Here is a 25,135-nt window from a genome sequence, read left to right on the forward strand (position 1 = left end):
CGCTAAAACTGCAGTGAGCAGTTTTAGCGTTTTAATTTTTCATGAATGAGTTGCATGACGTATTTCGCGTCGCTTGGTTTATTAATATCAACTTCATCAATATTAATAACGAGTGTATCACTTTTATCATAAGACTCAAACCAGCTATCGTAGCGACTGTGGAGATGCTTATAGTAATCAAGTAAGCCAGGATTATCAAAGGTTTGCTCATAAGGACGGCCACGCAAGGAAATTCTACTTAAAACAGTATCTAAACTTCCGCGCAAATAAATCAATAAATCCGGCGCTTTTTTTGGCATATATGCAAGTTCTTCCATCATATTATCAAGCAAATCAAGATATGTATCCATCTCAGGTTCCGAAATATTACCTTCTTCAAAATTAATTTGTGTAAAAAGCGCATCCTCATAAATGCTTCGATCAAGCACATTATTTTGATCCGTTAATGCAGCTTTAATACTGCGAAAACGGGTATTTAAAAAATATATTTGTAAGGCAAAAGCCCATCTTTTTGGGTCATCATAAAACATTTCAAGGATGCGATTATCCTTAATGCTTTCATAAAATGCCTTTGTTCCAAGTTCATTTGCAATTAGCTCTGTATAACTACTTTTCCCAGCGCCAATCATTCCTGCTAAAACAATCACTTTATTTCCTACTCCTTCCATAACACGAGTAGCCTCCTTTTTGGTCGACTATCTGTTCATTATACTACTAATTTGCTTAATAAGGAGATTTTTTGTACGATAAAAGAGAAGAAATGAGGGATAATGATGACAAAACCATTAAAGCTAGTTTATACCGAAAATGGGTTTGACACAGGAAGTTTTTTAATTGATGATAAAATGACCGATTATTCACCAGCAGATTTGATGTTGATGTCTATTGCCAGTTGTAGCGCCATTGTTTTTCGTAACATTTTAAGGAAAAAACGAGTGGATTTTACTGATTTATGGGTAGATGCAACAATGGAACGTATTCCTGAAGAAGAAAATCGGATTAGCGCGATTCATCTTCATTTTAAAATAACTGGTGCTGATTTGGATCCTAATCCACTTGAAAAAGCGCTAAAATTAACCCCAAAATACTGTTCGATGGTTCGTTCTGTCGAAAAAAGTATTATTGTCGATGAAAGTCTTGAAATCATGCCATAAACTACTGACAAGTGGCAGTTTTTTTGTTAGTATTAATGAAGACTTGGAATGATGGAGGAAAATAATGAATCAAAATCCAGTAGAAGAAGGCCAAAAGTTCCCGCTAACTATTAGACGCATGGGAATCAACGGGGAAGGAATCGGCTACTTTAAAAAAGCAGTTGTATTTGTACCTGGCGCAATTACCGGTGAAGAAGTAGTTGTCGAAGCGGTCAAAGTTCGCGATCGTTTCACCGAAGCAAAATTAAATAAAATCCGTAAAAAATCTCCAAACCGAGTTACCGCACCTTGTCCAGTGTACGAGGCGTGTGGTGGTTGCCAGCTGCAACATGTGGCCTATAGCGCCCAACTTGAATTAAAAAGAGATATTGTTATTCAATCAATCGAAAAACATACAAAAATCGATCCAACAAAATTAAAAATCCGTCCAACAATCGGAATGGAAGACCCGTGGCGTTACCGTAATAAAAGCCAATTCCAAACAAGAATGGTAGGTAGTGGCCAAGTTGAAACAGGACTTTTTGGAGCCAATTCGCACCAACTAGTTCCGATTGAAGACTGTATCGTCCAGCAACCAGTTACCATCAAAGTAACGAATTTTGTCCGTGATTTACTCGAAAAATACGGCGTGCCAATTTATGATGAAAAAGCAGGCAGTGGCATCGTCCGAACAATCGTCGTCCGTACAGGCGTGAAAACCGGTGAAACACAACTCGTCTTCATTACAAATAGTAAAAAGTTACCTAAAAAACGCGAAATGCTAGCAGAAATCGAAGCAGCTCTTCCAGAAGTCACTTCGATTATGCAAAACGTCAACCAAGCAAAATCCTCACTTATTTTTGGTGACGAAACGTTCCTTTTAGCAGGAAAAGAAAGCATTGAAGAAAAATTAATGGAACTCGAATTCGATTTATCAGCGCGTGCCTTTTTCCAATTAAACCCGTTCCAAACAGAGCGGCTCTACCAAGAAGTTGAGAAAGCACTCGTACTAACAGGCAGCGAAACTCTAGTAGATGCTTATTGCGGTGTTGGAACAATCGGCCAAGCATTTGCCGGAAAAGTAAAAGAAGTTCGCGGTATGGATATTATTCCAGAATCCATTGAAGATGCCAAACGAAATGCGGAGAAAAATGGTATCGAAAATGTTTATTATGAAGTAGGGAAAGCAGAAGATGTATTGCCAAAATGGGTAAATGAAGGTTTCCGCCCAGATGCAGTCATCGTTGACCCACCAAGAAGCGGCTGTGACCAAGGTTTAATTAAATCGCTGTTACAAGTAGAAGCAAAACAACTTGTTTACGTATCATGTAACCCGTCTACGCTTGCTCGCGATTTAGCCTTGCTAGCGAAGAAATATCAAATTCGCTATATGCAACCCGTTGATATGTTCCCGCAAACAGCTCATGTCGAGACAGTAACATTACTACAACGACGCTAAGGCTGGGAACTTAAATTTTTAGTTTCTCCAATTAACAATCGTTGAAAATAAAATTCAATTTAAAATGACCGTGACCTCAATTAATGTAACTATTAATTTACATGATAAAGACGCTTCTGTAAAAGGAGCGTCTTTTTTTTACACCCAATTTATGAAAGAAAGCGAGCATTAAATCTAACTACAGAAAGCCTCAATAATTGTTGTTTCATATGTTTTTAAAATACCCTATAATGAAGTTATGGCTTCATAAAAAGGAGTGTTATGTTGTGACAACGAGCAAATATGAAAACGAATATTGGAAACATATTTTCGCCTTACAAGATTATATTGAAGCTCATCCAGCAGAGAATTTCACATCCGAACAATTAGCAAAAATTGCTGGATTATCCAAATACCACTTTCATAGAATTTTTAAAGCGTTAACAAATGAGTCGATATTTCAATATACAACAAGAATAAAAATGGAATGGGCGCTTGGCTTACTAATGAATCGAAAGGATTTAACAATAACAGATGTAGCATATGAACTTGGCTTCAGCGATTCTTCTGTTTTTTCTAGGGCATTCAAGAAATATTTTGATGTGTCTCCTATAGAAATTAGAAAACAAAATAGCAACAATTGCAAAGAGAATTTTCTTACTTCCCGCTATAATAAGCCTGTAGATGAAAAACAATATAATATTCCAGGCAAAGTAACCATTACTACGCTACAGAATATACCTGTCATCTATAAGAGAATAGTAGGTTCTTACAAGGAATTAGAACTCACCAAACCTTTGAGTGAACTCTTTCAATATGGCATGGAGCATGATTTACTTGATAAAGATTCCTCTTTTCCATTGACGATTTACCATAGCCATCCCGATATAACAACAGCTGATAATCAGAGAGCTAGTAGTTGTATTATTATTAAACAAAATGTTAAGCAGTTAGACAGAGAGGAAATCGGGCTTATGGAGATACCTTCTGGGTTATACGGCGTCATTCATTTTGAAATACGTCAAAAAGAGTATCCAGATGCTTGGGATTTTGTTTACGGAAAGTGGCTTCCTTCTAGTGGTTATTTGCCAGCAAACTCATTTCCATTTGAAGTATATTTAAACAATCCACTGGAAGACCCACTTCAAAAACATATTGTGGATATCTATATTCCTATTGAACCAATAAACTAATTAGTAGGGGGAAAGCATGGACTATATTCAAATTGAAAACGCATATATTAATAACCTGAAAAATATAAGTATAGAAATCCCTAAAAATAAATTTATTGTAATTACTGGAATCAGTGGTTCAGGAAAATCAAGTCTAGCATTCGATTTGATTTTTGAAGAAGGTAGAAAAAAGTATCTTCAATCAATAGGAATGGCTTTAGATTTTGGAACAGACTATTATACAAACATTACCGGGTTAAGTCCCACTGTAGCAGTAAAGCAAAACCTCATCAGACAAAGTAATCCGCGCTCTACTGTTGGATCTAAAACAGGACTTTTAAACAAATTTAGTCTATTATTCGCAAATGAAGGTTCTTACCAAGATAGTGAAAGTTTTTCGTTAGCTAATGATGATATAAATCCTGATATTTTTTCCTATCTTTCGCCAAATGGAATGTGTTTTGACTGCGCTGGAACTGGTAAACAATTTCATATTCATATGGAAAATATTATTTCATCTAAAACAATGACCGTCGAACAAGTATTTCAACAAATTGGTTCAACAAAAGGTTACCTTAATTTACTACAGAGAAAATATACTGCTTATTTTCATGAAGCTTTTTCGAATTGTCCCATCGAGATTCAAAATGAATTAATTTATGGTGTAGTAGATAATTATTCTGGGAAAACAAGTTATTGCGTTGAACGAGTATTACACAATCGGTATTTACGTAATGAAGATGTTCAGAGATTTTATTCACAAGAAATCTGTGAATCCTGTAATGGCTACCGCATTTGTGATGAAGCTAGAATGATGAAAATTGCTAATCTACACTTGGGTGAAATTGCCAGCATGTCGTTAATAAAAGTAAAAGAATTCCTTGATAATTATATAGAGATGAATAAATTGTCAGCTTTTGGGACAGAGTTATCTCGTTCGCTTATTACAACTTTAAATTCACTCATCCATATTAAACTAGGACATTTAACGATGTATCGAGAGATTCCGACCTTAAGTGGAGGCGAACTACAACGAATTTTTTTATATGACCACTTAGAATCAAAACTAGATTCACTCATCTACGTGTTTGACGAACCTACTAGCGGACTACACGAATCAGAAAAACAAGAGATTATCGAGTCACTTCAATCAATAAAAGCCCATGGAAACACTGTACTTATTGTTTCTCATGATAAAAAAATAATAAAAGCTGCTGATCATATTATTGATGTTGGAACAAATGCTGGAGATTTAGGCGGTGAAATAGTTTATCAAGGATCCTATTCAGAGTTTCTGAATAATCGCCATTCGCTTACTTCAAAATTTCTAGATTATGATATGACAAAAAGTTTCAAAAAAAATAAGCAGGAAACAAAAGATACACTAAGCATTAGTAATGCAAATCGAAACAATTTAAAAAACATTTCAATTGAAATTCCGATTAACAGACTTGTTGGAATTGCTGGAGTTTCTGGGAGTGGAAAAAGTACTTTAATATCTAAAACATTAGTACCACTCTGCAAAGAACAATTAAAGAACAGCGATTTCAGTAATCCAAATATCAAAGGAATGGATAAAATACAAAAGATAATTGAAATATCACAAGCTCCAATTGGACGCAAAGCAAATTCAAACCCGGTCACTTATATAGGTTTATGGGATAAGATAAGAGAATTATTTGCAAAACAACCTCAAGCAGTTAAAGAAGGATTAAAAGCAGGCGATTTTTCTTTTAACTCAAATGGCGCATGCCTATCTTGTAAAGGTAGTGGGGTTGAAGATATTTCGATTGGCTACGACATTCAATTTAGTAAAACTTGTCCAGAATGTAATGGGACACGATTTAATTCTAAAACCCTGCAAGTTTTGTACAAGCAAAAAAATATTAATGATGTTCTAGAAATGAGCGTAGATGAGGCTATCTCATTTTTGGAAAGTTCAACGATTGACCTATCCGTATTAAATATCTTAAAAAAAATAGGGATGGATTATGTGAAATTAGGTCAACCTACCTCAACTCTTAGTGGTGGTGAGGCTCAGAGAATCAAATTAGCAAAAGAAATTGGAAAAACAAGAAAAAAAGATACCCTTTATGTGTTAGATGAACCGTCAGCGGGCTTAAGTCAATATGACATTTCAAAATTGCTTTATTTACTAAATGAGTTAGTTACAAGTGGTAATTCAGTAATTGTTATTGAACATGATCTCGATATATTAAAATGCTGTGACTGGATTATAGAGCTTGGCGAAGGTAGTGGAGACAAGGGCGGAGAAGTTATTGCACAAGGAACTCCAATCGACTTAAGCGAAAATAATGTATCTATTACAGGGAGGTATTTATAAGTGAATAACACGCCTATGTTGCCTCCAGAAAAAATTTTAATAATTGATGAATTAGTAAAGAAGAAGTACTCAAATATTAAAGGACTATCTATTTTTCAAAATGAAAATCACGTACTAGAAACCTATTATGGTCGTAAAACTAAAAATGATAAATTTAACGTTGCTTCCATAACTAAAAGCGTCATATCCTTATTAATTGGAATTGCGATCGATAAAGGTTATATTCGAAGTGTAAACGAAAAAGTGATAGATTTTTTTCCTGAATATAAATTCACTGATAACAATGTTTTAAGGAATCAGATAACTATTAAAAACCTTTTAACAATGACGGCTCCATTTCCTTTTCCAAATATGCGAGAACCTTTAACAAGACTATGTCGGCAGAATGATTGGGTGGAGTATGCGCTTCAAATAATGGGGACAGGCGGGAGAATTGGAACATTTAAATATTCTACAAGCGGTGCCCATTTGTTATCAGCAATTCTTACAAAAGCAACAAAAATGAGTGCACGCGAATTTGCAAATAAACACCTTTTTGAACCATTATCGATTGAAACAGTTCCTAATTTCCCGATGAAATTTGATATAGATCATGTCTTTGGGAGGAAAATGAAAGGTTGGGTTTCTGACCCTTTAGGAAATAATGCGGGTGGTTGGGGGCTAACACTAACTTTAAATGAAATGTCAAAACTTGGACAACTATGCCTCCAGGAAGGATATTTCAATGGAAAGCAAATTATTAGTAAAGAATGGCTAGAAGATTCTACCCGCCAAGTAAAAAATAGTTACGGATATTATGGATACCTCTGGTGGGTTAGAGATAATAAAGATGAATATATGGCAGTGGGGTCAGGTGGAAATATTATTTATATAAATAAAAATAAACGGATAGTAATTGCAATTGCTTCAACTATCATTTCGAAACCCACAGATAGACAAGAATTAATTGATAAGATACTATCAATACTATAGCCAGTGAAAGGAGAAATAGGTCGATAGGTAGGAAAAGTACTGCAAAGAAAACAGAAGGACTGGTGAGTACATGATTTCAGGATTAAGCCATATCACTTTAATTGTGAAAGATTTGAATAAAACAACCACATTCTTAGAAGAAATTTTTGATGCAGAAGAAATCTATTCTAGTGGCGATGACACATTTTCGCTCTCCAAAGAAAAGTTTTTTCTAATCGCGGGACTGTGGATCTGCATTATGGAAGGTGAATCTTTACAAGAACGCACTTACAACCATATTGCTTTTCAAATTCAAGCAGAGGAAATGGATGAATATATCGAGCGAATTAAATCACTCGGCATGGAAATAAAACCAGAGCGCTCTAGAGTAAAAGGCGAAGGACGATCCGTTTATTTTTATGACTATGATAATCACCTGTTTGAATTACACGCCGGGACATTAGAAGAACGCTTAAAAAGGTATCATAAATAGCAAACACAGGAGGAATTACTATGAAAAAACTATTTGATGAAACGAATGAATTTGAAAATAAGTACTACCGAACTATTTGGTACGGTTATATCGAAAATGAGTTTGAACCTGAATTAAGTACCACGATAAAACAGCTAATTCAAAGCGATCTTGCCGAAAAAACAGCAAATCCAATCGAAGCCGCGCACTGGGTTTTCTATAGTGGAGCACAAGCTGGCGATGCAATCGGTGATAAAGTCCGCTCATCCATAATGGTCCGCCATCGTGATAACGAGTTTGTCGTCCATTACAACATGAGCGATTTCCAATTTGTTACCGTGTTTGACGTAGCAACCAACTTTAAAAATCAACTTGAACAAGATTTGAATAAATAAAAACATCCCACCTATTGTTAGGTGGGATTCTCTTTCATCCAAGTTCTTTCCAGTGCCAATTACCGATATGTAAACCTTGATCCATTTCATTTGATGTAAAACTATCAGCTCTTGCTTCTGTTTTTGCTCGTGTTAATGAAGTCGCGCTTCCAAAACTATTTGCAGTTTCGTAGTGGTACTCTTGATTGTTCAAGCGAATAATAATGGCACGACCAGAAGGATGTTTTCCAATTAGTTTCAAGACTTCTTCGCTCCTTTTTTCAGTCGGTTAAATCATTTTTGTGAAAGCACCGGCATTTTGATCCAAGGCAGTAGAGGCAGATTCAATTTGGCTAAAATCTTCTAAAGATAAAATAAGGACTTCTTGGCTTTCCTCGACTTTTGCTTCGACACGTTCTGTACCACTTGAGATAGTATTAATTTCTTGGGTGATACCGTTGACACTTTTTTCGACTTCTTTAATTGCTTCTTCTACACGACTTGAAAGTTTACGAACTTCTTCAGCTACAACACTAAATCCACGCCCAGCATCACCAGCACGTGCTGCTTCAATTGCTGCATTTAAGGCAAGTAAATTGGTCTGAGAAGCAATTCCGTTAATTGTATTAATAATGCCGTGAATATTTTGTGCTTCTGTTTGCAAATCGTGAAGGGTATCGGTATTTTCATTTGATTCTTTCGTGATTGATTTCACGAGTTCGAGGAGAGCTTCACTGCGCGTTTTTCCAACACTAGAATGTTCTTTTAAATTTGTTGCCATGCTTTTTAAACCAGATGCAAAATCATGGACAGTTTCTTCTCTTCTCGTAATATCAGTTGCTATTTTTGCAACTCCGACTACTGTTTCTTCGCGAATAATAGGGATATAAGTCGCTTCGAACCAAACACGTTCGCCACGAGCGTTTTTTCGTTCAATTTTATTTTGAAATTTTTGTCCAGTTAGTAGATTTGTCCACATTTCTTTGTAGCTCGCAGTTTGTACAAAGTCTGGAAAGCATAAGTCAGGGTGCGATAATTGCAACATTTCTTCTTCTGTATACCCCATAGCTTCCGCGAAAAGTGCATTAGCGTAAGTTACTTTTTTATTAGTATCAAAACGAATTATTGCTACGTTTTGAAGTAAACCATCGAGAAGGAGAGTTGCGTCTTCTGTTTCCGCATTAACATTCATTAAAAAAACCTCCATTTTTTAGAAAAATAATATGAAAATAACCAACATCAACATAATAACACACTTATATTCGTATTAGAAGGTTTATTTTTTTATAAAATGGGTATAATAGAAAAATTTAGCTTAGTAGAGTTACTTGCAATCCTGTTAGAACAATCTTATAATTTAGAAAAATACGGGAGGGATAGGGATGCGAATTACGGGGAAACGGATTTACTTAAGACCTTTTCAAATAACCGATGCGAATCAAAAACTAGCTTTTCATTTAGCGAATAAGTCTTTTTTTGCAGGCTATTCGATGGAGCGGGATGAGCGCTTTTATACAATAGAAGAGCAACAAGCGCTTATTTTACGATTAGAAGATTTTGCTGCAAGTGATGTAGAGTATTATTATGGAATTTTCTTGAAAGATACTGATGAACTTATTGGTACAATTAATTTATTTAGTATTTTGCGTGAATCGTTACAATCCGCATTTATCGGTTACTTTTTGGATAAGGCTCATAACGGAAATGGGTATGCTACCGAGGCAGTACAGTTAATAGTAGATTTTGGATTTGATATTCTTGGACTTCATCGTATTGAAGCGGGTGTTATGCCAAAAAACGAGCGATCTAAGCAAGTTCTTTTAAATGCTGGATTTCATTTAGAAGGACTAGCGGTTCAAAATGTGCGCATTAATGGAACGTGGGAAGATCATCAAGTACTAGCCATTATAAATCCTGGAGACTAAAAAAAGCCAAGTGGCGCAATTTGCGCACTTGGCTTTTTCTTCTTTTAACGTCCGTCGCCGTATTCCCAGTTACGAATAGCATCGTCTTCATCAAAAGAAATTAACACATCAGCAACTCCGCGAAGTTTACCAATATTTTCTTCTAAACGGTCTTTAATATCATCTACTTCCGCAAGTGTAAGCATCGGATCAAGTTCGACCTCGACATCAACGTGAAACACATCGCCTTCTTTTAACACGGTAAGCACTTGTATATCACGCACATCTGGATCGCTCATTACTAATTGTCCAACAGTTAAATGCATGCTTTGATCCGATTCTCCAATCACCCCAGCAGCATTATCTAAAAATACTTTTCCGACAACAATAAACATCATAACCCCAATTAACATCGAGGCAATACCTTCCGCTTGATGAAATGGAGTGTAGTGGGAAATAATGACTGCAATCATTGCAAGTAAGCCACCGCCAGTTGCAACCGAATCCTCTAAGAATACTAGTTTAGTCGCCGCTTTTGCCTTACCAAGATTTAAAATACTATCTTTAAATAAGCTAAGACCTTTTGATTCTAAACCAACATCATGAGCAATTTCGTGCATCGCTTTTACAAGAACGGAAAACTCTAAAATAGTACAAAGTAAAAGTACCACGAGATTAATAAGAAAACCGGTTGAACTTGTCGGATCGATGATGTGCGCGAAACCTTCTCGAATTGTCTCAAATGCCATAATACCAACAACAATTACCGCGCCAAGAAGTACTAAGTTAACCATCCGGCCAAAACCATGCGGAAAACGTTTCGTCGGCCGTTTCTTACTTAAAGCAGAACCTATAAATACGAAAAACTGGTTAGCTGCGTCACCAAGGCTATGTAGCGTTTCAGCAAACATCGCAATGTTCCCTGTGAAAAAATAAGTGACACCTTTTATAATTGAAACAATCGTATTAACAAGAGCTGCTGTTAAAGCTGATTTATTGCCTTCTTTTAATAACCCTAATAATTCTTTCATCCTAGTCTCCTCCACGAATATCATTAAGAAATTGTAGCATTTTTTCACTCAAAAAGAAAATAGGAACTAAGAAGCTTTCTAGAAGCTTGCAAAAATGTAAGTATAAACAAGCTTTCTTTTCAAATTTATATCTGCTAAACTGGTACTAGGTGCTTATTCAGAGAGTCTGAAAGCTGATTTTGAAACGGAAGGCGTTGGGATACGAGAATGCAAGTCCAAAAATGCCGTTTTTTTGTATTGTTACTGCCAGTATTATATCTCTTATATGGGGTTTCACTTGCACTACAATTTGGGAATAACGCTGATTTAATTAATACGATTACTAATAGTTGTATACTTTTATTAACAACATTAATTTTAACAAAACTGGCTAAATTAAAAAACTGGATTGATTTCATCTGGTTTTGTGTATTTATTTTATATATATTTGTGCTCTTACATCTAGTAGCCTATATTTCGATTGGTGACTTTGTAAACAGCACGTATACAGGGAATTTCCACATTCAAAAAGAAATGATTAATTTAATACCTTTTACAACAATAGAAAACACATTCCAACAAACATTACCAACGATGCCAACAATTATTCAAATAATCGGGAATGTTTTATTATTATGTCCGCTGTCTTTCTTTCTACTTTACTTTAAAATCACTAGTACAGCAGGAAAAACTATACTTGTTATTTTCCTTACTTCTTGTGGTATTGAATTGCTACAATTTGCTCAAACAACGATGATTACAGGATTTGAAAGTATCTCACTTCCACCAAACCGCTCTACAGATGTAGATGATATTATTTTAAATACGTTAAGCGGTTTAATTGGTGTCTTACTTGCATATGCAATCCCACCAGTTAGAAAACGTATAAATAAAAGAAGATGAATGTAATCGTTAAGGAGACTTAGTTATGAAAGAAAAGTTAATGCAAGCCTATGCTTGGTTCCAAAGAAATAGTATGATCGTAAAAATAGTTTTTATTACCTTTGTAATGGGGTTCGTCATATTTGAGATTGTCAATATTGCGACAGGGATTGATTACCCATCATTAAAGGCAAATATCACTTCTCAAAGCCCAGAACAGATATTTATTATGTTCATTGTCGGCTTAATTGCTGTGACACCAATGCTTTTGTATGATTATGTTATTGTAAAACTTTTACCAGGAAAGTTTTCGCCAATTCATGTGGTTGCATCTGGTTGGATTACGAATACATTCACCAATATTGGTGGATTTGGCGGGGTATTAGGCGCAAGTTTAAGAGCAAGTTTCTACGGAAAAAATGCCTCCCATAAAGAAATTTTACTAGCAATCTCAAAAATTGCTTTATTCCTAGTATCGGGATTATCGATTTACTGTTTAGTATCATTAACAACATTACTTATTCCAGGTTTTGCTGATCATTTCGTTAATTACTGGCCATGGCTTCTAGCTGGCGGTCTTTACTTTCCGATTTTATTCACGATTACAAAATGGAAAAGTAAATCGTTATTCGTGGACTTGCCAATTAAGAGAGAATTAACGTTAATTGTTGCTTCCCTTTTAGAGTGGGGCTTTGCATTTGGCTGTTTTGCAATTATTGGTGTTTTAATGGGAGAACCAGTTGATATTTTCAAGGTATTTCCATTGTTTGTTATCGCTTCTGTCATCGGTATTGCTTCGATGGTTCCAGGGGGCGTAGGAACTTTTGATGTAGTAATGATTCTTGGACTTAGCCAACTCGGTGTTTCTCAGGAATTGGCACTTGCTTGGATGCTATTTTATCGGATTTTCTACTATATTATCCCGTTCATTGTCGGTCTACTTTTCTTTGTTCAAAAAGCAGGAAAACGACTAAACGATTTTTTAGAAGGATTACCACTACTATTTTTACAAAAAGTGGCACATCGATTTTTAGTGTTTTTCGTATATGGATCGGGGCTATTACTGATTTTATCTTCCGCAGTTCCAAATGCGATTTACCATGTACCATTCTTATACAAAATCATGCCGTTTAACTTCTTGTTTACATCGCAAATTACAATTGTTGCTTTTGGATTCTTACTACTCGGACTTGCAAGGGGGATTGAATGTAAGACAAAGAAAGCTTACATTATAACAGTCATCGTACTAGGTTGCGCTATTTTCAACACGCTTGCTCGCGTATTTTCGATGAAACAAGCGATTTTCCTAGGAATCGTTTTACTATGTTTATTCCTTGCTAGAAATGAATTTTACCGGGAAAAACTAGTGTATACTTGGAGTAAAGTAATCATTGATAGTATCATTTTTATCGTATGTTTAGCTGGTTATATTGTTATCGGTATTTATAATTCACCAAACATCAAGCATTCCAAAGAAATTCCTGACTATCTACGCATTGCATCTGAACATTTATGGTTAGTCGGATTTGTCGGTGTCTTTATTGCGGTTGTTAGTTTAGTTATTATTTATATCTACCTATCTACTACTAAAGAAAAACTCGGCTCGCCATTTGAAGCGGTCAAAGTACGTGAACATTTAGCGAAATGGGGCGGAAATGAAGTCAGCCATACCATGTTCTTACGCGATAAACTACTATTTTGGGCGGCAAACGGTGAAGTACTTTTCTCTTACCGAATTATTGCTGACAAGATGGTAATTATGGGAGAACCAACTGGAAATATGGAAAAAATGGAAGACGCTATTGAAGAAGTCATGACAAATGCAGACCGATTTGGTTATCGTCCTGTGTTCTATGAAGTCCGCGGCACAATGATCCCTTATCTGCATGATCACGGCTTTGACTTCATTAAGCTTGGCGAAGAAGGTTTTGTCGATGTTCAAAACTTTACTATGAGCGGTAAGAAGAAAAAAGGCGAACGAGCGCTAATGAACAAATTAGATCGCGAAGGTTACACGTTTGAAATCATTCAGCCGCCTTTTAACAATGAGATGTGGAAGACCTTGCGAGCTGTTTCAGATGAATGGCTTGATGGCAGGGAAGAAAAAGGCTTTTCTCTTGGCTTCTTTGATACGTATTATTTAGAACAAGCAGATATAGCTCTTGCCAAAAATGCAGACGGAAGCGTAGTTGGCTTTGCTTCTATGATGCCGTCGTATACGGATGAAATGACTTCGATTGATTTAATGCGATACTCAAAAGAAGCTCCGTCAGGCATTATGGATTTTCTCTTCATCAATTTATTTGAAAAAGCGAAAGAAGACGGATTCCAAACATTCAATGCAGGCATGGCACCACTAGCAAACGTTGGTGAAAGTAAATATGCATTTCTTGGTGAACGCTTGGCCGGGCTTGTATACCGTTATAGTCAAGGTTTCTATGGATTTAAAGGTTTACGAAATTTCAAATCCAAATATGTAACAGAATGGGAACAAAAATTTGTAGCATTTAGAAAACGAAGCTCCATTGCGTTTACAATGTTACAGCTAATGATTCTCGTAGGGAAAAAACGACCACTTGCAAATAATCAAGTAGTGCTCGATTTTCCGCTAAATGAAGAAATAGAAAAACCAGATTCTGAGTAAATCAGAATCTGGTTTTTCTAATCAATTAAGTCATCTAAAGCTTCTTGCAACGTTTCGAATCGAAATTCAAAATGATTACTCATTAATTTTTCTGGATAAGCCCTCTGACTATCCAAAATGGTCATTGCTCGTTCACCGAGAATGAATTTAATGATTTTCTTCGGTACTGGAGTTTTATAAGGTTTATGCATTGTTTTACCAAGTCGCTCGGCAAATTTCTTTTCTTGAACAGGATGAGGTGCGGTAAAATTAACTACCCCGCTAATTTGTTCGTGATTAAAAATAAACAACATTGCCGCTACAACATCATCGACATGAATCCAAGAATACCATTGTCGACCACTGCCAAATTTCCCGCCTGTATATGTTTGGAATAACTTTTCAAAAACAGGAAATGAACCGCCGCCAGTCCCAAGTACAAGACCAAAACGAGCGAAAACTACTCGAATACCTAAATCGCTTGCCGCACTAGCTGTCTTTTCCCATTCATAAACTGTTTTTCCTAAGAAGTTATCTGCATAAGCATTTTCTTCCGTGTCTAGATAAATAGTTGATTTGGAGGAAGTATAAGCTCCAATTGCACTTGCATTAATCCACAATTTAGGTTTGGATTTCATTTTTGAAACAATCGATAAGAGTGCTGAAGTAGCTTCGATGCGGCTATTTACAATCACTTTCTTCCTATCATATGTCCATTTTTCATCCATCAAACCAGCACCTGCCAAATTAATACAAACATCTACTGGTAAATCTTCTAAATTAGGTAACTTATCATCATTTAACCATTCAATATAATGTACATTTGCGCGATTTTTTAGCTTTTGTCTTGTTAAGATGAAAAGCTCGTGATCGGATTTTTCTAATTCATGTACTAAATGATCACCAATAAAACCTGTTGCGCCTGTAAGTAAGATATGCAATTTTATCACCTCTTTATAGTCCTAACTAGTTTATTCCCTTTTTAGTAGTATTAAAACCAATTTTTGCGGTATGATAGATAAGAGAAGGAGGCGGATTATGAAAATCACGTCCATAAGTGTCCAACAAAAAAACAAAGAACGCTATAACATTTTTATTGATGAAAAATATAATTTTAGTGTGGATGAAGAAGTTTTAGCCCGCTACCAACTAATGAAAGGAAAAACGTTAACTGAGGCTGATATAGAAGAAATAAAACAAGCAGATATGGTCCGGAAAGGTCTTAATAAAGCAATCAATTTCTTATCCCACCGTGTTCGTTCGGAAAAAGAAATTCGCGATTATTTAAGAAAACAAGAAATGGAACCTTTCGCAGTAGATGAGATTTTAAAAAAATTAGCTGATATGGATTATATTAACGACGTCGAATTTGCCGAACTATACACAAAAACACAAATCAAAACAACGCTAAAAGGACCGCGAACAATTGAGCGTGAGTTAGTTGAAAAAGGTTTAACAAGAGAAATTATTAGTCAAGTAATGGAAGAATATGCAAGTGATACTCAGCTCGAAAATGCCACCAAACAAGCGATGAAAATCATGAAACGGAACAACAAAAGCGCAAAGAAAATGCTACAACAAAAAATTATCACTGATTTAATTCAGAAAGGCTATTCTAGCGAAGTAGCGAAAATGGCTGCAATTGAAGCTACAAGTGAGTTAGATGTGGCGGATGAAGCAGACATTTTACAAAAACAAGTTGAAAAAACAATTCGTAAAAATAAACGCTATGAACCAAGCATCGCCAAGCAAAAAACGATCACATCGCTAATGCAGAAAGGTTTTTCTTATGATACAATTCAATCATACCTAACTGAAAATGAAATCAGTTTCGAGGAGGAAGAGTGAATTGTATACGTATTTAGATGAACTAACGGCGGAATTGATGGCTAAAAATCCGCATTTAGATAAAGAGCAAGCCTTGTGGTGGATTGAAATGCTTTGGTCAGATTTCGAAAGTTCCTATGCAAAAGCAGGTTACCCATACCGTGGCCCTGAGTACGCAGCGGATTATGTTCGCCAACAAATCGAGCGTCACGGTAGCTTTTTACATCAAGTAGAACGAAAAGACCCAAACAAATAGGAGTGAACAAAGTGAAAGTAAGAGGATTTGAAGTAGTTAATGAAGCAAGTAGAAAATTTCCAGAACAAACCATATCGCTACCAATACGCGGCGACAAAGGTTCAGCTGGCTATGATTTCTTCTCCAATGAAACAAAAACTATTGCACCAGGAGAAAAACATATTTTTTGGACAGACATTAAAAGTTATATGCAAGAAGATGAAGTTTTAAATATCCACGTGCGTTCTTCTATCGGCATTAAAAAAGGTTTATTGCTATGTAACGGTACTGGAATAATCGATTCTTCTTATTATAGTAACCCAGGTAATGACGGGAATATCGGAATTGCAATTAAAAATTTCTCTTCAGACCCAGTAGAAATTGAATCCGGTGAACGTGTTGCACAAGGGGTTTTCCAAAAATACTTAGTAGCAGATACTGACATCGTTGCAAACGAATCCCGCGTTGGTGGGGTAGGCAGTACTGGTAGATAAATAAAAAAGACCCGGAATCCCGGGTCTTTTTTTAAATACTAACAGGTGCTAGTTTTTTGTATAATTTTTCAGTTGAGAAAATCCAACCAGTGTAAGATGAAATGATATTTAAGTCATCATCTAATTTAACTACTGCTACGAATGGGTAATGCCCATTACTTCGATAACGCAAATCAGTAAAAGTAACATAGGTGCCATCTAGTTTTTCTTCAATGCGCCAATTGTACACTTTGGAGAATGAGATGAAAGCAGCTAGGTTTTTATCTTTTTTCGCAGAACGAATGATTTCATTATCAGGAACAGGTAGCCGATCAAATTTTTCATAAATGGAGATATTTCGTTTGAAAGCTCGACCTACGTAGTAATGATCTTTGGTTGTAACCGCCACACGCCACTGAAAGAAATGGATAGTGGACGCGATAATGATTTCTTCTGAATCGGGAATTAAGTTTTGAACCGCATGTTTGATCATCCGCTGCGTCACAAATCTTGCCACGTAATAAAGTGCCAAAATAATGTAGAGCGTGACAAACGTAGGAACTGCTGGTGAACCTAATAGCCAAACCGCAATAGCAACGACATGAGAGCCGAAAATGAACCAATCAAAAGTATTGATAAATCCAAAAGCAACCCATGTCTCTTTAAACGGTCTAATAGCTTGCGTCCCGTATGCGTTGAAAATATCCACAAAAATGTGTAACCCAACCGCTATAAATGTCCATAATAATAAATGAATAAACGTGGCTGCTGGGAAAATTAAATATAAAATAGATGAAATAAGTAATGGCCAAATCGCAAGCATCGGCAAGGAATGCGTGATTCCTCGATGATTTCTAATATAATCAGCGTTATTTTTAAGTTTTAATACAGTGTCAATGTCAGGAATCTGTGAACCAATAATTGTTGCTGTCATAATACCAATGGCAGCTTGAGAACTTCCGGCAACTACCGGGTCTACGGTTGCTAACGCTCCGAGTGCAATTCCCATTACTACATGTGTGCCAGTATCCAAATGACTTTGCCTCCTCTAAAATCGGTCTTTAAAAATACAAGTGGTGCTGCCTGAGAAAGCACAACACTATTCAATTAAGCCAGCTTTCGGTATAATAGAAAACGGCTTAAGAATGGGTATACTATTTTATTCCCTGTTTACATTATACTACACATCCGGAGTATCACACATTAGAAATCTATTAGAATTACGAGGGGAAAATGAGAAAAATGAAGAGACTAACATGGGATGAAACAAAAATAACTGCTTTTCAAGAAGCACTCGTTTCCTGGTATGAAGCGAATAAACGCATTTTACCTTGGCGCGAAAATACTGAACCTTATAGAATTTGGGTCTCAGAAATCATGCTTCAACAAACAAAAGTCGATACTGTGATTCCTTATTTTAATCGCTTTATGACTCAATTTCCGACAATGGAAAGTTTTGTTAATGCAGATGAGGCAGACATATTAAAAGCATGGGAAGGATTAGGTTATTACTCGCGTGTTAGAAATCTTCAAACCGCGATGAAACAAGTAATGACTGATTTTTCTGGAGAAGTACCAAGTGATTTAACCACTATTTTATCACTTAAAGGTGTCGGACCATATACGGCAGGAGCTATTCTAAGTATTGCATATAATCAAGCAGAACCAGCTGTCGATGGAAATGTGATGCGTGTTATTGCACGAGTTTTGGAAATTAGCGAAGATATTATGAAAGCATCCACACGGAAAATTTTTGAAGAAGTATTGTATCAACTAATCGACCAAGAAAATCCGGCAGCCTTTAACCAAGGATTAATGGAAATTGGCGCGCTCGTTTGTACACCTACAAAACCAATGTGTCTGCTTTGCCCCTTGCAACCTTTTTGCGAGGCGCATAAAAATGGTGTCGAAACCAATTACCCAGTGAAAATCAAAAAAACAAAAACGAAAACCAAAGAATTACTAAGTATTATTGTAATTTCAGACGATGGAAAAATAGCGATAGAGAAACGACCAGAAAATGGTTTACTAGCGAATATGTGGCAATTTCCAACCATTGAAATCGCCAAAAAAGAAAATGATGAGGTAGCAAAACTACAATTTTTACATAATTATGGCTTAGAAGTTTCACTAGAAGAGGAGCCAATTGCGCATATCAAACACATCTTTTCTCATTTAGTTTGGAAAATGGACATTCGTGTGGCGAGACTTCGGTCAGCAGTTCCAAATGAAAACTGGCATTTCGCAACAGAAGAAGAAATGAAACGGCTTGCTTTTCCAGTACCATATCAAAAAATGTGGCAAGCTTGGAAAGAATTTAAGGGGGAGTAATAAATGAACAAAGTAGCATTAGTAACAGGAAGTAGTAGAGGACTTGGGAGAGAAATAGCCATTGCGCTTGCAAAAGAAGGTTATGATATTGCAGTAAACTTTTCAAGAAATCGAAAAAAAGCAGAAGAAGTACAACAAGAAATTGAACAATTAGGAAGAAAATGCACTGTTTTTAAAGCAAATGTTGGCGATGTAGAAAAAGTGAGAGCCTTATTTAAAGCAGTAGATGAAGAATTTGGTCGATTAGATGTTTTTATTAATAATGCAGCAAGTGGTGTGCTTAGACCAATTATGGAACTAGAAGAATCACACTGGGACTGGACAATGAATATCAATGCGAAGGCGTTATTATTTGCAGGTCAAGAAGCAGCTAAATTAATGCAACGTCAAAAAAGTGGTAAAATCATTAGTTTAAGCTCTATTGGTTCGATTCGGTATTTGGAAAACTATACAACTGTTGGCGTATCAAAAGCAGCGGTAGAGTCACTTACTCGCTATTTAGCAGTTGAACTTGCGCCTTTTGGAATTGCCGTAAATGCTGTTTCAGGTGGCTTAATCGAAACGGAAGCACTGAATCATTTTCCAAACCGTGAAGAGTTATTAAAAGATGCCGTAAGTAAAACTCCAGCAGGTCGAATGATTGAACCAAATGATTTAGTCAATGCCGTATTATTCCTTGCTAGTGAAAAAGCAGACATGATTCGCGGGCAAACTATTTTAGTAGATGGTGGTAGAACACTTTTAGTATAGTAAAGTAAAAAGGATAAAAATTAGTTATTTTTCGTAAAAATTGTTCTTTTTTGAGGAAATTATTCCGTTTCAGCACAATATTGTTTTTTTGCAGTCTTGCCTTATGTTATAATAATAATGATTTTGATAGTACATGAGGAAAGTAGGATAAAGGATGTACTTACCCAAAGAGAAAGAAATAATACAGATCAAGAGCTACAAACATAACGGTAAACTTCATCGTACTTGGAAAAAGACAGTGGTGCTTAAATCTACGGAGAATATTATTATCGGTGGAAACGACCACACATTAGTTGTGGAAGCAGACGGACGTAAATGGGTAACGCGCGAACCATCAATTTGTTATTTTCATAGTGATTACTGGTTTAATGTAATTTCGATGATTAGAGAAGATGGCATTTATCATTACTGTAATTTAGGTACACCTTTTGCGGTAGATGAACAAGCGCTGAAGTACATTGACTATGACCTCGATATTAAGGTTTTCCCAGATGGAAGGTTTCATTTGCTTGATGAGGGCGAATATGAACAACACCGTCGCCAAATGAAGTATCCAGACTCAATTGACCGGATACTAAAAACTAATGTAGATGTGCTAAGCCACTGGATTTTGGACAAAAAAGGTCCATTTTCTCCTGATTACATTGACATTTGGTATGAAAAGTATAAAGAATATCGTTAAAAAAACGAGCTTGGAGTTTATCTCCAAGCTCGTTTTTTGTTTATTCTTCATTAACGTTAATATCGATTTGATTTTCTTCTGTATGTCGAAGTTTAAAACTGTGAATTAATTTTTCTAAATAATCGATTGTTTCTTGATAAGCAAAAACAGAAGCGATAATACGCATTAGATGATATTTATCCATCATGTCTTCATATTCATCTTTTTCTGTTTCTTCCATCTCACGCAGGAAAAGTTGCATTAAATCTTGTGGATCTTGTGCTAAATGTGACTCTACATATTCAAGGTCGATAGAAACTTTGTCAATATAGGTTAGTAAAAGTTGTTCATGTTTATCTGTTAAGTAATCAATATGTTGTCTAATTAATTCTTGTTTATCTGGCGGTAGTTGCAAATAATCATTTTCATAACGGTGTTGGATTTTTAACAGTTCAAAACCTTTTTGAGAGCAAAGCAACATCTGCCTATAAACAGCAATTTTCCGACCTTTTGAAATAGCATTTTTCTTCAGGAAAGTACGCTCTTCTCGGTATAATCCGTATAAGTTACGCGTTTGATTTAACTGTTTTTGCATCCATTCCATATCTTTCTTTAGAAGAGGGAAGTCTGCGGCGTGGCGAAGATTTAGTTTAATCCAGCGTACAATCTCGCTATTAGTATTGTAAATCAACTGGAAAAGAGAAACTTCATATTTCGGTGGTAAAAAGAACAGATTAACGATAAATGCAGCAAGTAAACCTAACATAATTGTCCCAAAACGAATGAGGGCAATTTCTAAAAAGTCATTACCAGGAGAGTCCATGACAATGATTAAGGTAACTACAGCAAGTCCAATCGTATTCTCCAAACGAAATTGCATTAATAAAGCCACACAGATTATCGAAGCAACACCAATTAAAATAAAATCATTACCAATATAAAGTCCGAAAATAATTGCAATGATGGCTCCAATAACGTTTCCTTGTGCCCGTTCTAAAATAGTTCGATATGATCTATAAATAGAAGGCTGGATAGCAAAAACGGCGGAAATGCCTGCCAGAGATGGAGATGGTGAATTGCAAAGCTGGGCGATAAAAAGCGCCAATGTGATTGCAATACCTGTTTTCAAAATTCTAGCTCCGAATTTCATGGAAGGTTATTCCTTTCTATAGACTATTTGAGCGGGATTTTTAAGTTTTCCCGCTCATTCTTCTTCTATTATAACGTTTCTCTCAAGTTTATACAGTAATATTACCTATTTACCTTGAACCAATTTGCCAAAAACAGTATCAACTGCTTGAATCGTTTCTAAAATATCTGCCTCGGAATGCGCGGAAGTAATGAACCAAGCTTCATATTTTGACGGTGCTAAGTTAATTCCTTCTTCTAACATACCCTTAAAGAAGCGACCGAATAAATCTCCATTTGTAGCCCCAGCTTCAGCATAATTAGTCACAGGCTCATCTGTAAAGTAAACAGTAAGTGCTCCGACAATTTGGTTGACAGTAACTGCAATACCATGTTTAAGGGCTGCTTTTTCAATGCCTTCTTTTAACATCGAACCATATTTTTCAAAACGATCATAAAGGCCTTCTTCTTGTAAAACTTCTAAACAAGCAATACCAGAAAGAATAGAGGCCGGATTACCTGCATGAGTTCCAGCTTGATATGCCGGACCAAGTGGAGCGATTTTTTCCATAATATCCACTCGACCACCGTAAGCGCCAATCGGAAGACCGCCACCAATAATTTTACCCATCGCAGTCAAATCTGGAATAACACCTAAATAATTTTGAGCACCACCATACATAAAACGGAACGCCGTAATAACTTCATCATAAATAACTAAAGAGCCATTTTCATGTGCAAGTTCATTCACGGCCTCTAAAAAGCCATCTGCGGGAGCCACCATACCAAAATTCCCAACAATTGGTTCTACTAAAACAGCCGCAACTTGATCTCCCCAAACAGCTAATGCTTCTTTGAAAGACGTCAAATCGTTAAATGGAACTGTAATAACTTCCTCGGCTGTTGATCTTGTTACTCCAGCTGAATCTGGAATACCGAGAGTAGAAGGACCAGAACCAGCTTCCACTAGCACTAAATCAAAATGCCCGTGATAACAACCGGCGAATTTAATAATTTTATCTCGTCCAGTATAAGCACGAGCCACACGAATAGTAGTCATAACCGCTTCCGTTCCAGAGTTTGTAAACCGAACTTTTTCAAGAGAAGGAATGGCCTCTTTTAACATTTTTGCAAAAGTTATCTCGTGTTTCGTAGGAGTACCGTACAAAACGCCATTTTGCGCCGCTTTTGTAATCGCTTCTGTAATATGAGGATGCGCATGTCCGGTAATAATTGGTCCAAATGCAGCTAAGTAATCAATATACTTATTACCATCTACATCATAAAAATAAGCTCCGTTAGCTCGTTCCATTGTTACAGGAATACCACCGCCAACTCCTTTATTTGACCTAGATGGGCTATTAACCCCACCAACTATATGTAAAAGTGCTTCATCATGCAGTTTTTTTGACATTGAATGATCCATTTCGTCATCTCCTCAAAATTTTAATACCTTCTATATTCTATGCGAAAAAGTGAGATGCCGCAATCGAAAAAACAATATTATTGCTGATAAATGAAAAAAAGCATAAAATTAAAGTATAGCTAAAGAGAGGAAGTGAGGCAGAATGAAAGTTTTGTTTACACTAGATGTACCCGGACGCCTTAAAAATCTACAAGCGGAAAAATTTCCGGACGATACCTTCTATTTTGAAAGTATTGATCATTTTACCAATTTAGGCGAAGTGGATGTCATCATCACATACGGATCTAACATTACTGAAGAAAAAATAAAAAAAGCTACTAATTTGAAACTAATAATGGTATTTTCTGCCGGAGTAGATAGCCTACCAACAAAAATTATCCAAGAACAAAAAATAAAAGTTGCTAATGTAAGAGGGATTCATGCAATACCAATGGGAGAATATGCCTTATCATTTATGTTATCTCACGTAAAAAAAGCAGCTTTCTTCTATCAAATGCAAAAAGAAGAAGAATGGGCAAGCGAAGAACCTATAACTGAATTAGCAGGAAAAACATTAGTGGTGGCAGGTACTGGAGCAATCGGAGCAAAAGTAGCAGAATTCGCTCAAGCTTTTGATATGGAAGTTATAGGGATTAATACTACTGGCCATCCAGTAAAACCATTTAGTAAAACCTATGCCATGACTGACTTGGAAAAAGTAGCTCCCTTAGCCGATTTTTTCGTAAGTGTTTTGCCACAAACAGATGAAACCTCAGGCATTTATCAGTTATCCTTTTTTGAGAAAATGAAAACTAACGCCGTATTTATTAATATTGGAAGAGGAAGCGCAGTAGAATTAGAAACTTTAGAACTAGCTTCAAAAGAAGAACAAATCGCTCATTTTTATCTAGATGTTTTACCAGAAGAACCACTGCCTGCAGAAAGCTATCTATGGCAAGCGAGCAATGTAACAATTACCCCGCATGTATCTGGTCATTCTGATAAATATTTGGATCGTAGTTTTGAGATTTGGTTTGAAAATATAAATCATTTGAAAGAAAATACAAAATTGCGGAATGAAATTGATTTAAATAAAGGCTATTAAGCTACAAATTATGCCATTCTATTGACAGTTAAGCGTTATTTCCGGTATTATGAATATAATAATTATTTTTGGAAGGGAGTGCATGGCGGTGTCTAATGCAACTCTAAAAGAGGCAGTAGATGTCTTAAAGAAAACAGGAGTAAGAATCACTCCTCAGCGTCATGCTATACTTGAATTCTTAATTAACTCACATACACACCCAACCGCAGATGATATTTATCGGTCTTTAGAAGGAAACTTCCCAAACATGAGTGTAGCAACGGTATATAATAATTTGCGCGTTTTTCGAGATGCCGGTCTAATTAAAGAATTATCCTATGGCGATGCATCTAGTCGATTCGATTTCTCAACTTCTAACCACTACCACGCAATTTGTAACGTATGTGGAAAAATAGTAGACTTTCATTATCCAGGCTTAGATGAAGTAGAACATTTCGCAGCCCACGTAACTGGCTATGAAATTGATAATCACAGGCTGGAAGTATATGGAACATGTCCAGAATGTAAAGAAAAACAATCAAATAATTAAACAAAAACACTTAGCCTAGCTAGGTGTTTTTTATGTTTTTAGCACTTTTTTTCATTTTTATTTAATTTTATGCATAATTCGGTTGACATATATCTCAAAACTTGATATATTAGTTTTCGGCGCTACAATAGCAGTGATTTAAAAGAATTTTATTCATAAAATAAATTTAAAAAGTTGTTGACAGATAGTTGCTTAAATGATATGATTTAAAAGTCGCAAAAAACAAACGAAAACATTCGCACATCAAGGATGAAAGCGACTAACTGACCTTTGAAAACTGAACAAAGAAGAAGACGAAAAGCAATGAGACGTAAAGTCTCACTGGTAATCGCAGGGCAGAAAACAGAAAGCTGTTTTCAACAAAAACAAACTAGTAATTTAATTGCTA

26 protein-coding genes are annotated in these 25,135 nt (G+C 36.0%); 18 read left to right on the top strand and 8 right to left on the bottom strand.

Translation table 11 applies throughout. From position 1 onward, the window contains the following. Positions 1–23 precede the first annotated feature (23 nt). Positions 24–668: a deoxynucleoside kinase gene (locus AC4PG0_RS14095; protein WP_003762732.1), complete on the bottom strand. Its 645-nt coding sequence runs from the start codon at positions 666–668 to the stop codon at positions 24–26. A gap of 105 nt (positions 669–773) precedes the next feature. Between AC4PG0_RS14095 and AC4PG0_RS14100 the strand changes: the two genes are divergently transcribed. The 7 genes from AC4PG0_RS14100 (at position 774) to AC4PG0_RS14130 (ending at position 7,905) form a co-directional block, all read left to right on the top strand. After that, a complete protein-coding gene (locus AC4PG0_RS14100; protein WP_045552641.1) occupies positions 774–1,154 on the top strand; it encodes an OsmC family protein in 381 nt (126 codons plus the stop codon). Between the two features lie 64 nt (positions 1,155–1,218). Further along, the gene (gene rlmD, locus AC4PG0_RS14105; protein WP_185543868.1) at positions 1,219–2,592 is read left to right on the top strand and encodes a 23S rRNA (uracil(1939)-C(5))-methyltransferase RlmD; all 1,374 of its coding nucleotides are present in this window, start codon (positions 1,219–1,221) and stop codon (positions 2,590–2,592) included. A gap of 266 nt (positions 2,593–2,858) precedes the next feature. After that, a complete protein-coding gene (locus AC4PG0_RS14110) occupies positions 2,859–3,764 on the top strand; it encodes an AraC family transcriptional regulator (RefSeq protein WP_492167862.1) in 906 nt (301 codons plus the stop codon). Between the two features lie 16 nt (positions 3,765–3,780). Then, on the top strand, positions 3,781–6,087 hold the full coding sequence (locus tag AC4PG0_RS14115; RefSeq protein WP_492167863.1) for an excinuclease ABC subunit UvrA: 2,307 nt from the start codon (positions 3,781–3,783) through the stop codon (positions 6,085–6,087). Beyond that, a complete protein-coding gene (locus AC4PG0_RS14120; RefSeq protein ID WP_492167864.1) occupies positions 6,088–7,059 on the top strand; it encodes a serine hydrolase domain-containing protein in 972 nt (323 codons plus the stop codon). Between the two features lie 70 nt (positions 7,060–7,129). Then, a complete protein-coding gene (gene fosX, locus AC4PG0_RS14125; protein ID WP_003762632.1) occupies positions 7,130–7,531 on the top strand; it encodes a fosfomycin resistance hydrolase FosX in 402 nt (133 codons plus the stop codon). 20 nt (positions 7,532–7,551) lie between these two features. Next, positions 7,552–7,905 carry a hypothetical protein gene (locus AC4PG0_RS14130; protein WP_045554455.1) on the top strand — a complete coding sequence of 118 codons (354 nt, stop codon included), beginning with the start codon at positions 7,552–7,554 and terminating at the stop codon, positions 7,903–7,905. A 34-nt stretch (positions 7,906–7,939) separates the two neighbouring features. Here the strand turns inward: AC4PG0_RS14130 and AC4PG0_RS14135 are convergent, their stop codons facing one another. Both AC4PG0_RS14135 and AC4PG0_RS14140 read right to left on the bottom strand, forming a co-directional pair. After that, entirely contained in the window at positions 7,940–8,146 is a 207-nt protein-coding gene (locus AC4PG0_RS14135) for a hypothetical protein (protein WP_003762628.1), read from the bottom strand. Between the two features lie 27 nt (positions 8,147–8,173). After that, a complete protein-coding gene (locus AC4PG0_RS14140; RefSeq protein ID WP_033837569.1) occupies positions 8,174–9,076 on the bottom strand; it encodes a methyl-accepting chemotaxis protein in 903 nt (300 codons plus the stop codon). Positions 9,077–9,266: 190 nt separating this feature from the next. Between AC4PG0_RS14140 and AC4PG0_RS14145 the strand changes: the two genes are divergently transcribed. Then, positions 9,267–9,809, top strand: coding sequence for a GNAT family N-acetyltransferase (locus AC4PG0_RS14145; protein ID WP_003768969.1), 543 nt, complete (start codon positions 9,267–9,269; stop codon positions 9,807–9,809). Between the two features lie 44 nt (positions 9,810–9,853). On the opposite strand, the gene AC4PG0_RS14150 is transcribed toward AC4PG0_RS14145, so the two are convergent. Then, on the bottom strand, positions 9,854–10,819 hold the full coding sequence (locus AC4PG0_RS14150; RefSeq protein ID WP_003762620.1) for a cation diffusion facilitator family transporter: 966 nt from the start codon (positions 10,817–10,819) through the stop codon (positions 9,854–9,856). A 207-nt stretch (positions 10,820–11,026) separates the two neighbouring features. On the opposite strand from AC4PG0_RS14150, the gene AC4PG0_RS14155 reads away from it, so the two are divergent. Continuing rightward, the gene (locus AC4PG0_RS14155) at positions 11,027–11,701 is read left to right on the top strand and encodes a VanZ family protein (RefSeq protein ID WP_003762618.1); all 675 of its coding nucleotides are present in this window, start codon (positions 11,027–11,029) and stop codon (positions 11,699–11,701) included. Between the two features lie 25 nt (positions 11,702–11,726). Then, on the top strand, positions 11,727–14,324 hold the full coding sequence (mprF, locus tag AC4PG0_RS14160; RefSeq protein WP_045554454.1) for a bifunctional lysylphosphatidylglycerol flippase/synthetase MprF: 2,598 nt from the start codon (positions 11,727–11,729) through the stop codon (positions 14,322–14,324). Positions 14,325–14,341: 17 nt separating this feature from the next. On the opposite strand, the gene AC4PG0_RS14165 is transcribed toward mprF, so the two are convergent. Then, positions 14,342–15,244 carry a TIGR01777 family oxidoreductase gene (locus AC4PG0_RS14165; RefSeq protein ID WP_033837568.1) on the bottom strand — a complete coding sequence of 301 codons (903 nt, stop codon included), beginning with the start codon at positions 15,242–15,244 and terminating at the stop codon, positions 14,342–14,344. Positions 15,245–15,341: 97 nt separating this feature from the next. Between AC4PG0_RS14165 and recX the strand changes: the two genes are divergently transcribed. Genes recX through AC4PG0_RS14180 form a run of 3 tightly spaced genes read left to right on the top strand, consistent with a single transcriptional unit; the run spans position 15,342 to position 16,859 of the window. Then, the gene (gene recX, locus AC4PG0_RS14170) at positions 15,342–16,151 is read left to right on the top strand and encodes a recombination regulator RecX (protein WP_033533933.1); all 810 of its coding nucleotides are present in this window, start codon (positions 15,342–15,344) and stop codon (positions 16,149–16,151) included. A gap of 1 nt (position 16,152) precedes the next feature. Beyond that, a complete protein-coding gene (locus tag AC4PG0_RS14175; protein WP_003730568.1) occupies positions 16,153–16,386 on the top strand; it encodes a YfhJ family protein in 234 nt (77 codons plus the stop codon). Between the two features lie 11 nt (positions 16,387–16,397). Then, positions 16,398–16,859: a dCTP deaminase/dUTPase family protein gene (locus AC4PG0_RS14180; protein ID WP_010990960.1), complete on the top strand. Its 462-nt coding sequence runs from the start codon at positions 16,398–16,400 to the stop codon at positions 16,857–16,859. A 31-nt stretch (positions 16,860–16,890) separates the two neighbouring features. Here the strand turns inward: AC4PG0_RS14180 and AC4PG0_RS14185 are convergent, their stop codons facing one another. Further along, on the bottom strand, positions 16,891–17,871 hold the full coding sequence (locus AC4PG0_RS14185; protein ID WP_070023972.1) for a metal-dependent hydrolase: 981 nt from the start codon (positions 17,869–17,871) through the stop codon (positions 16,891–16,893). 200 nt (positions 17,872–18,071) lie between these two features. On the opposite strand from AC4PG0_RS14185, the gene mutY reads away from it, so the two are divergent. From mutY to ntdP, 3 genes are all read left to right on the top strand, one after another. Further along, positions 18,072–19,169, top strand: coding sequence for an A/G-specific adenine glycosylase (gene mutY / locus AC4PG0_RS14190; protein ID WP_003762607.1), 1,098 nt, complete (start codon positions 18,072–18,074; stop codon positions 19,167–19,169). Between the two features lie 3 nt (positions 19,170–19,172). After that, positions 19,173–19,919: an enoyl-[acyl-carrier-protein] reductase FabL gene (fabL, locus tag AC4PG0_RS14195; RefSeq protein ID WP_045552632.1), complete on the top strand. Its 747-nt coding sequence runs from the start codon at positions 19,173–19,175 to the stop codon at positions 19,917–19,919. 154 nt (positions 19,920–20,073) lie between these two features. Beyond that, positions 20,074–20,601: a nucleoside tri-diphosphate phosphatase gene (gene ntdP, locus AC4PG0_RS14200; RefSeq protein ID WP_003719986.1), complete on the top strand. Its 528-nt coding sequence runs from the start codon at positions 20,074–20,076 to the stop codon at positions 20,599–20,601. Positions 20,602–20,641: 40 nt separating this feature from the next. On the opposite strand, the gene AC4PG0_RS14205 is transcribed toward ntdP, so the two are convergent. Both AC4PG0_RS14205 and AC4PG0_RS14210 read right to left on the bottom strand, forming a co-directional pair. Further along, positions 20,642–21,730, bottom strand: a complete 1,089-nt coding sequence (locus AC4PG0_RS14205) for an aromatic acid exporter family protein (RefSeq protein ID WP_003767254.1) — start codon at positions 21,728–21,730, stop codon at positions 20,642–20,644. Positions 21,731–21,835: 105 nt separating this feature from the next. Next, complete coding sequence (locus AC4PG0_RS14210) at positions 21,836–23,134, bottom strand: glutamate-1-semialdehyde 2,1-aminomutase (RefSeq protein WP_492168009.1); 1,299 nt, start codon at positions 23,132–23,134, stop codon at positions 21,836–21,838. Positions 23,135–23,276: 142 nt separating this feature from the next. Between AC4PG0_RS14210 and AC4PG0_RS14215 the strand changes: the two genes are divergently transcribed. After that, entirely contained in the window at positions 23,277–24,218 is a 942-nt protein-coding gene (locus tag AC4PG0_RS14215; RefSeq protein WP_492167866.1) for an NAD(P)-dependent oxidoreductase, read from the top strand. Positions 24,219–24,300: 82 nt separating this feature from the next. Further along, on the top strand, positions 24,301–24,747 hold the full coding sequence (gene perR / locus AC4PG0_RS14220; protein ID WP_010990957.1) for a peroxide-responsive transcriptional repressor PerR: 447 nt from the start codon (positions 24,301–24,303) through the stop codon (positions 24,745–24,747). Positions 24,748–25,135: the final 388 nt, after the last annotated feature.

This window comes from Listeria sp. MAN/IMW/UF464 (genome assembly GCF_058683955.1).

What these genes read in the sequence shown, in the direction of transcription:
- AC4PG0_RS14095 (WP_003762732.1), bottom strand. Translation starts at nt 668, where the DNA reads ATGGAAGGAGTAGGAAATAAAGTGATTGTTTTAGCAGGAATGATTGGC.
- AC4PG0_RS14100 (WP_045552641.1), top strand. Translation starts at nt 774, where the DNA reads ATGACAAAACCATTAAAGCTAGTTTATACCGAAAATGGGTTTGACACA.
- rlmD (WP_185543868.1), top strand. Translation starts at nt 1,219, where the DNA reads ATGAATCAAAATCCAGTAGAAGAAGGCCAAAAGTTCCCGCTAACTATT.
- AC4PG0_RS14115 (WP_492167863.1), top strand. Translation starts at nt 3,781, where the DNA reads ATGGACTATATTCAAATTGAAAACGCATATATTAATAACCTGAAAAAT.
- fosX (WP_003762632.1), top strand. Translation starts at nt 7,130, where the DNA reads ATGATTTCAGGATTAAGCCATATCACTTTAATTGTGAAAGATTTGAAT.
- AC4PG0_RS14130 (WP_045554455.1), top strand. Translation starts at nt 7,552, where the DNA reads ATGAAAAAACTATTTGATGAAACGAATGAATTTGAAAATAAGTACTAC.
- AC4PG0_RS14140 (WP_033837569.1), bottom strand. Translation starts at nt 9,076, where the DNA reads ATGAATGTTAATGCGGAAACAGAAGACGCAACTCTCCTTCTCGATGGT.
- AC4PG0_RS14145 (WP_003768969.1), top strand. Translation starts at nt 9,267, where the DNA reads ATGCGAATTACGGGGAAACGGATTTACTTAAGACCTTTTCAAATAACC.
- AC4PG0_RS14150 (WP_003762620.1), bottom strand. Translation starts at nt 10,819, where the DNA reads ATGAAAGAATTATTAGGGTTATTAAAAGAAGGCAATAAATCAGCTTTA.
- AC4PG0_RS14155 (WP_003762618.1), top strand. Translation starts at nt 11,027, where the DNA reads ATGCAAGTCCAAAAATGCCGTTTTTTTGTATTGTTACTGCCAGTATTA.
- mprF (WP_045554454.1), top strand. Translation starts at nt 11,727, where the DNA reads ATGAAAGAAAAGTTAATGCAAGCCTATGCTTGGTTCCAAAGAAATAGT.
- recX (WP_033533933.1), top strand. Translation starts at nt 15,342, where the DNA reads ATGAAAATCACGTCCATAAGTGTCCAACAAAAAAACAAAGAACGCTAT.
- mutY (WP_003762607.1), top strand. Translation starts at nt 18,072, where the DNA reads ATGAGAAAAATGAAGAGACTAACATGGGATGAAACAAAAATAACTGCT.
- fabL (WP_045552632.1), top strand. Translation starts at nt 19,173, where the DNA reads ATGAACAAAGTAGCATTAGTAACAGGAAGTAGTAGAGGACTTGGGAGA.
- ntdP (WP_003719986.1), top strand. Translation starts at nt 20,074, where the DNA reads ATGTACTTACCCAAAGAGAAAGAAATAATACAGATCAAGAGCTACAAA.
- AC4PG0_RS14205 (WP_003767254.1), bottom strand. Translation starts at nt 21,730, where the DNA reads ATGAAATTCGGAGCTAGAATTTTGAAAACAGGTATTGCAATCACATTG.
- AC4PG0_RS14210 (WP_492168009.1), bottom strand. Translation starts at nt 23,134, where the DNA reads ATGGATCATTCAATGTCAAAAAAACTGCATGATGAAGCACTTTTACAT.
- AC4PG0_RS14215 (WP_492167866.1), top strand. Translation starts at nt 23,277, where the DNA reads ATGAAAGTTTTGTTTACACTAGATGTACCCGGACGCCTTAAAAATCTA.
- perR (WP_010990957.1), top strand. Translation starts at nt 24,301, where the DNA reads ATGGCGGTGTCTAATGCAACTCTAAAAGAGGCAGTAGATGTCTTAAAG.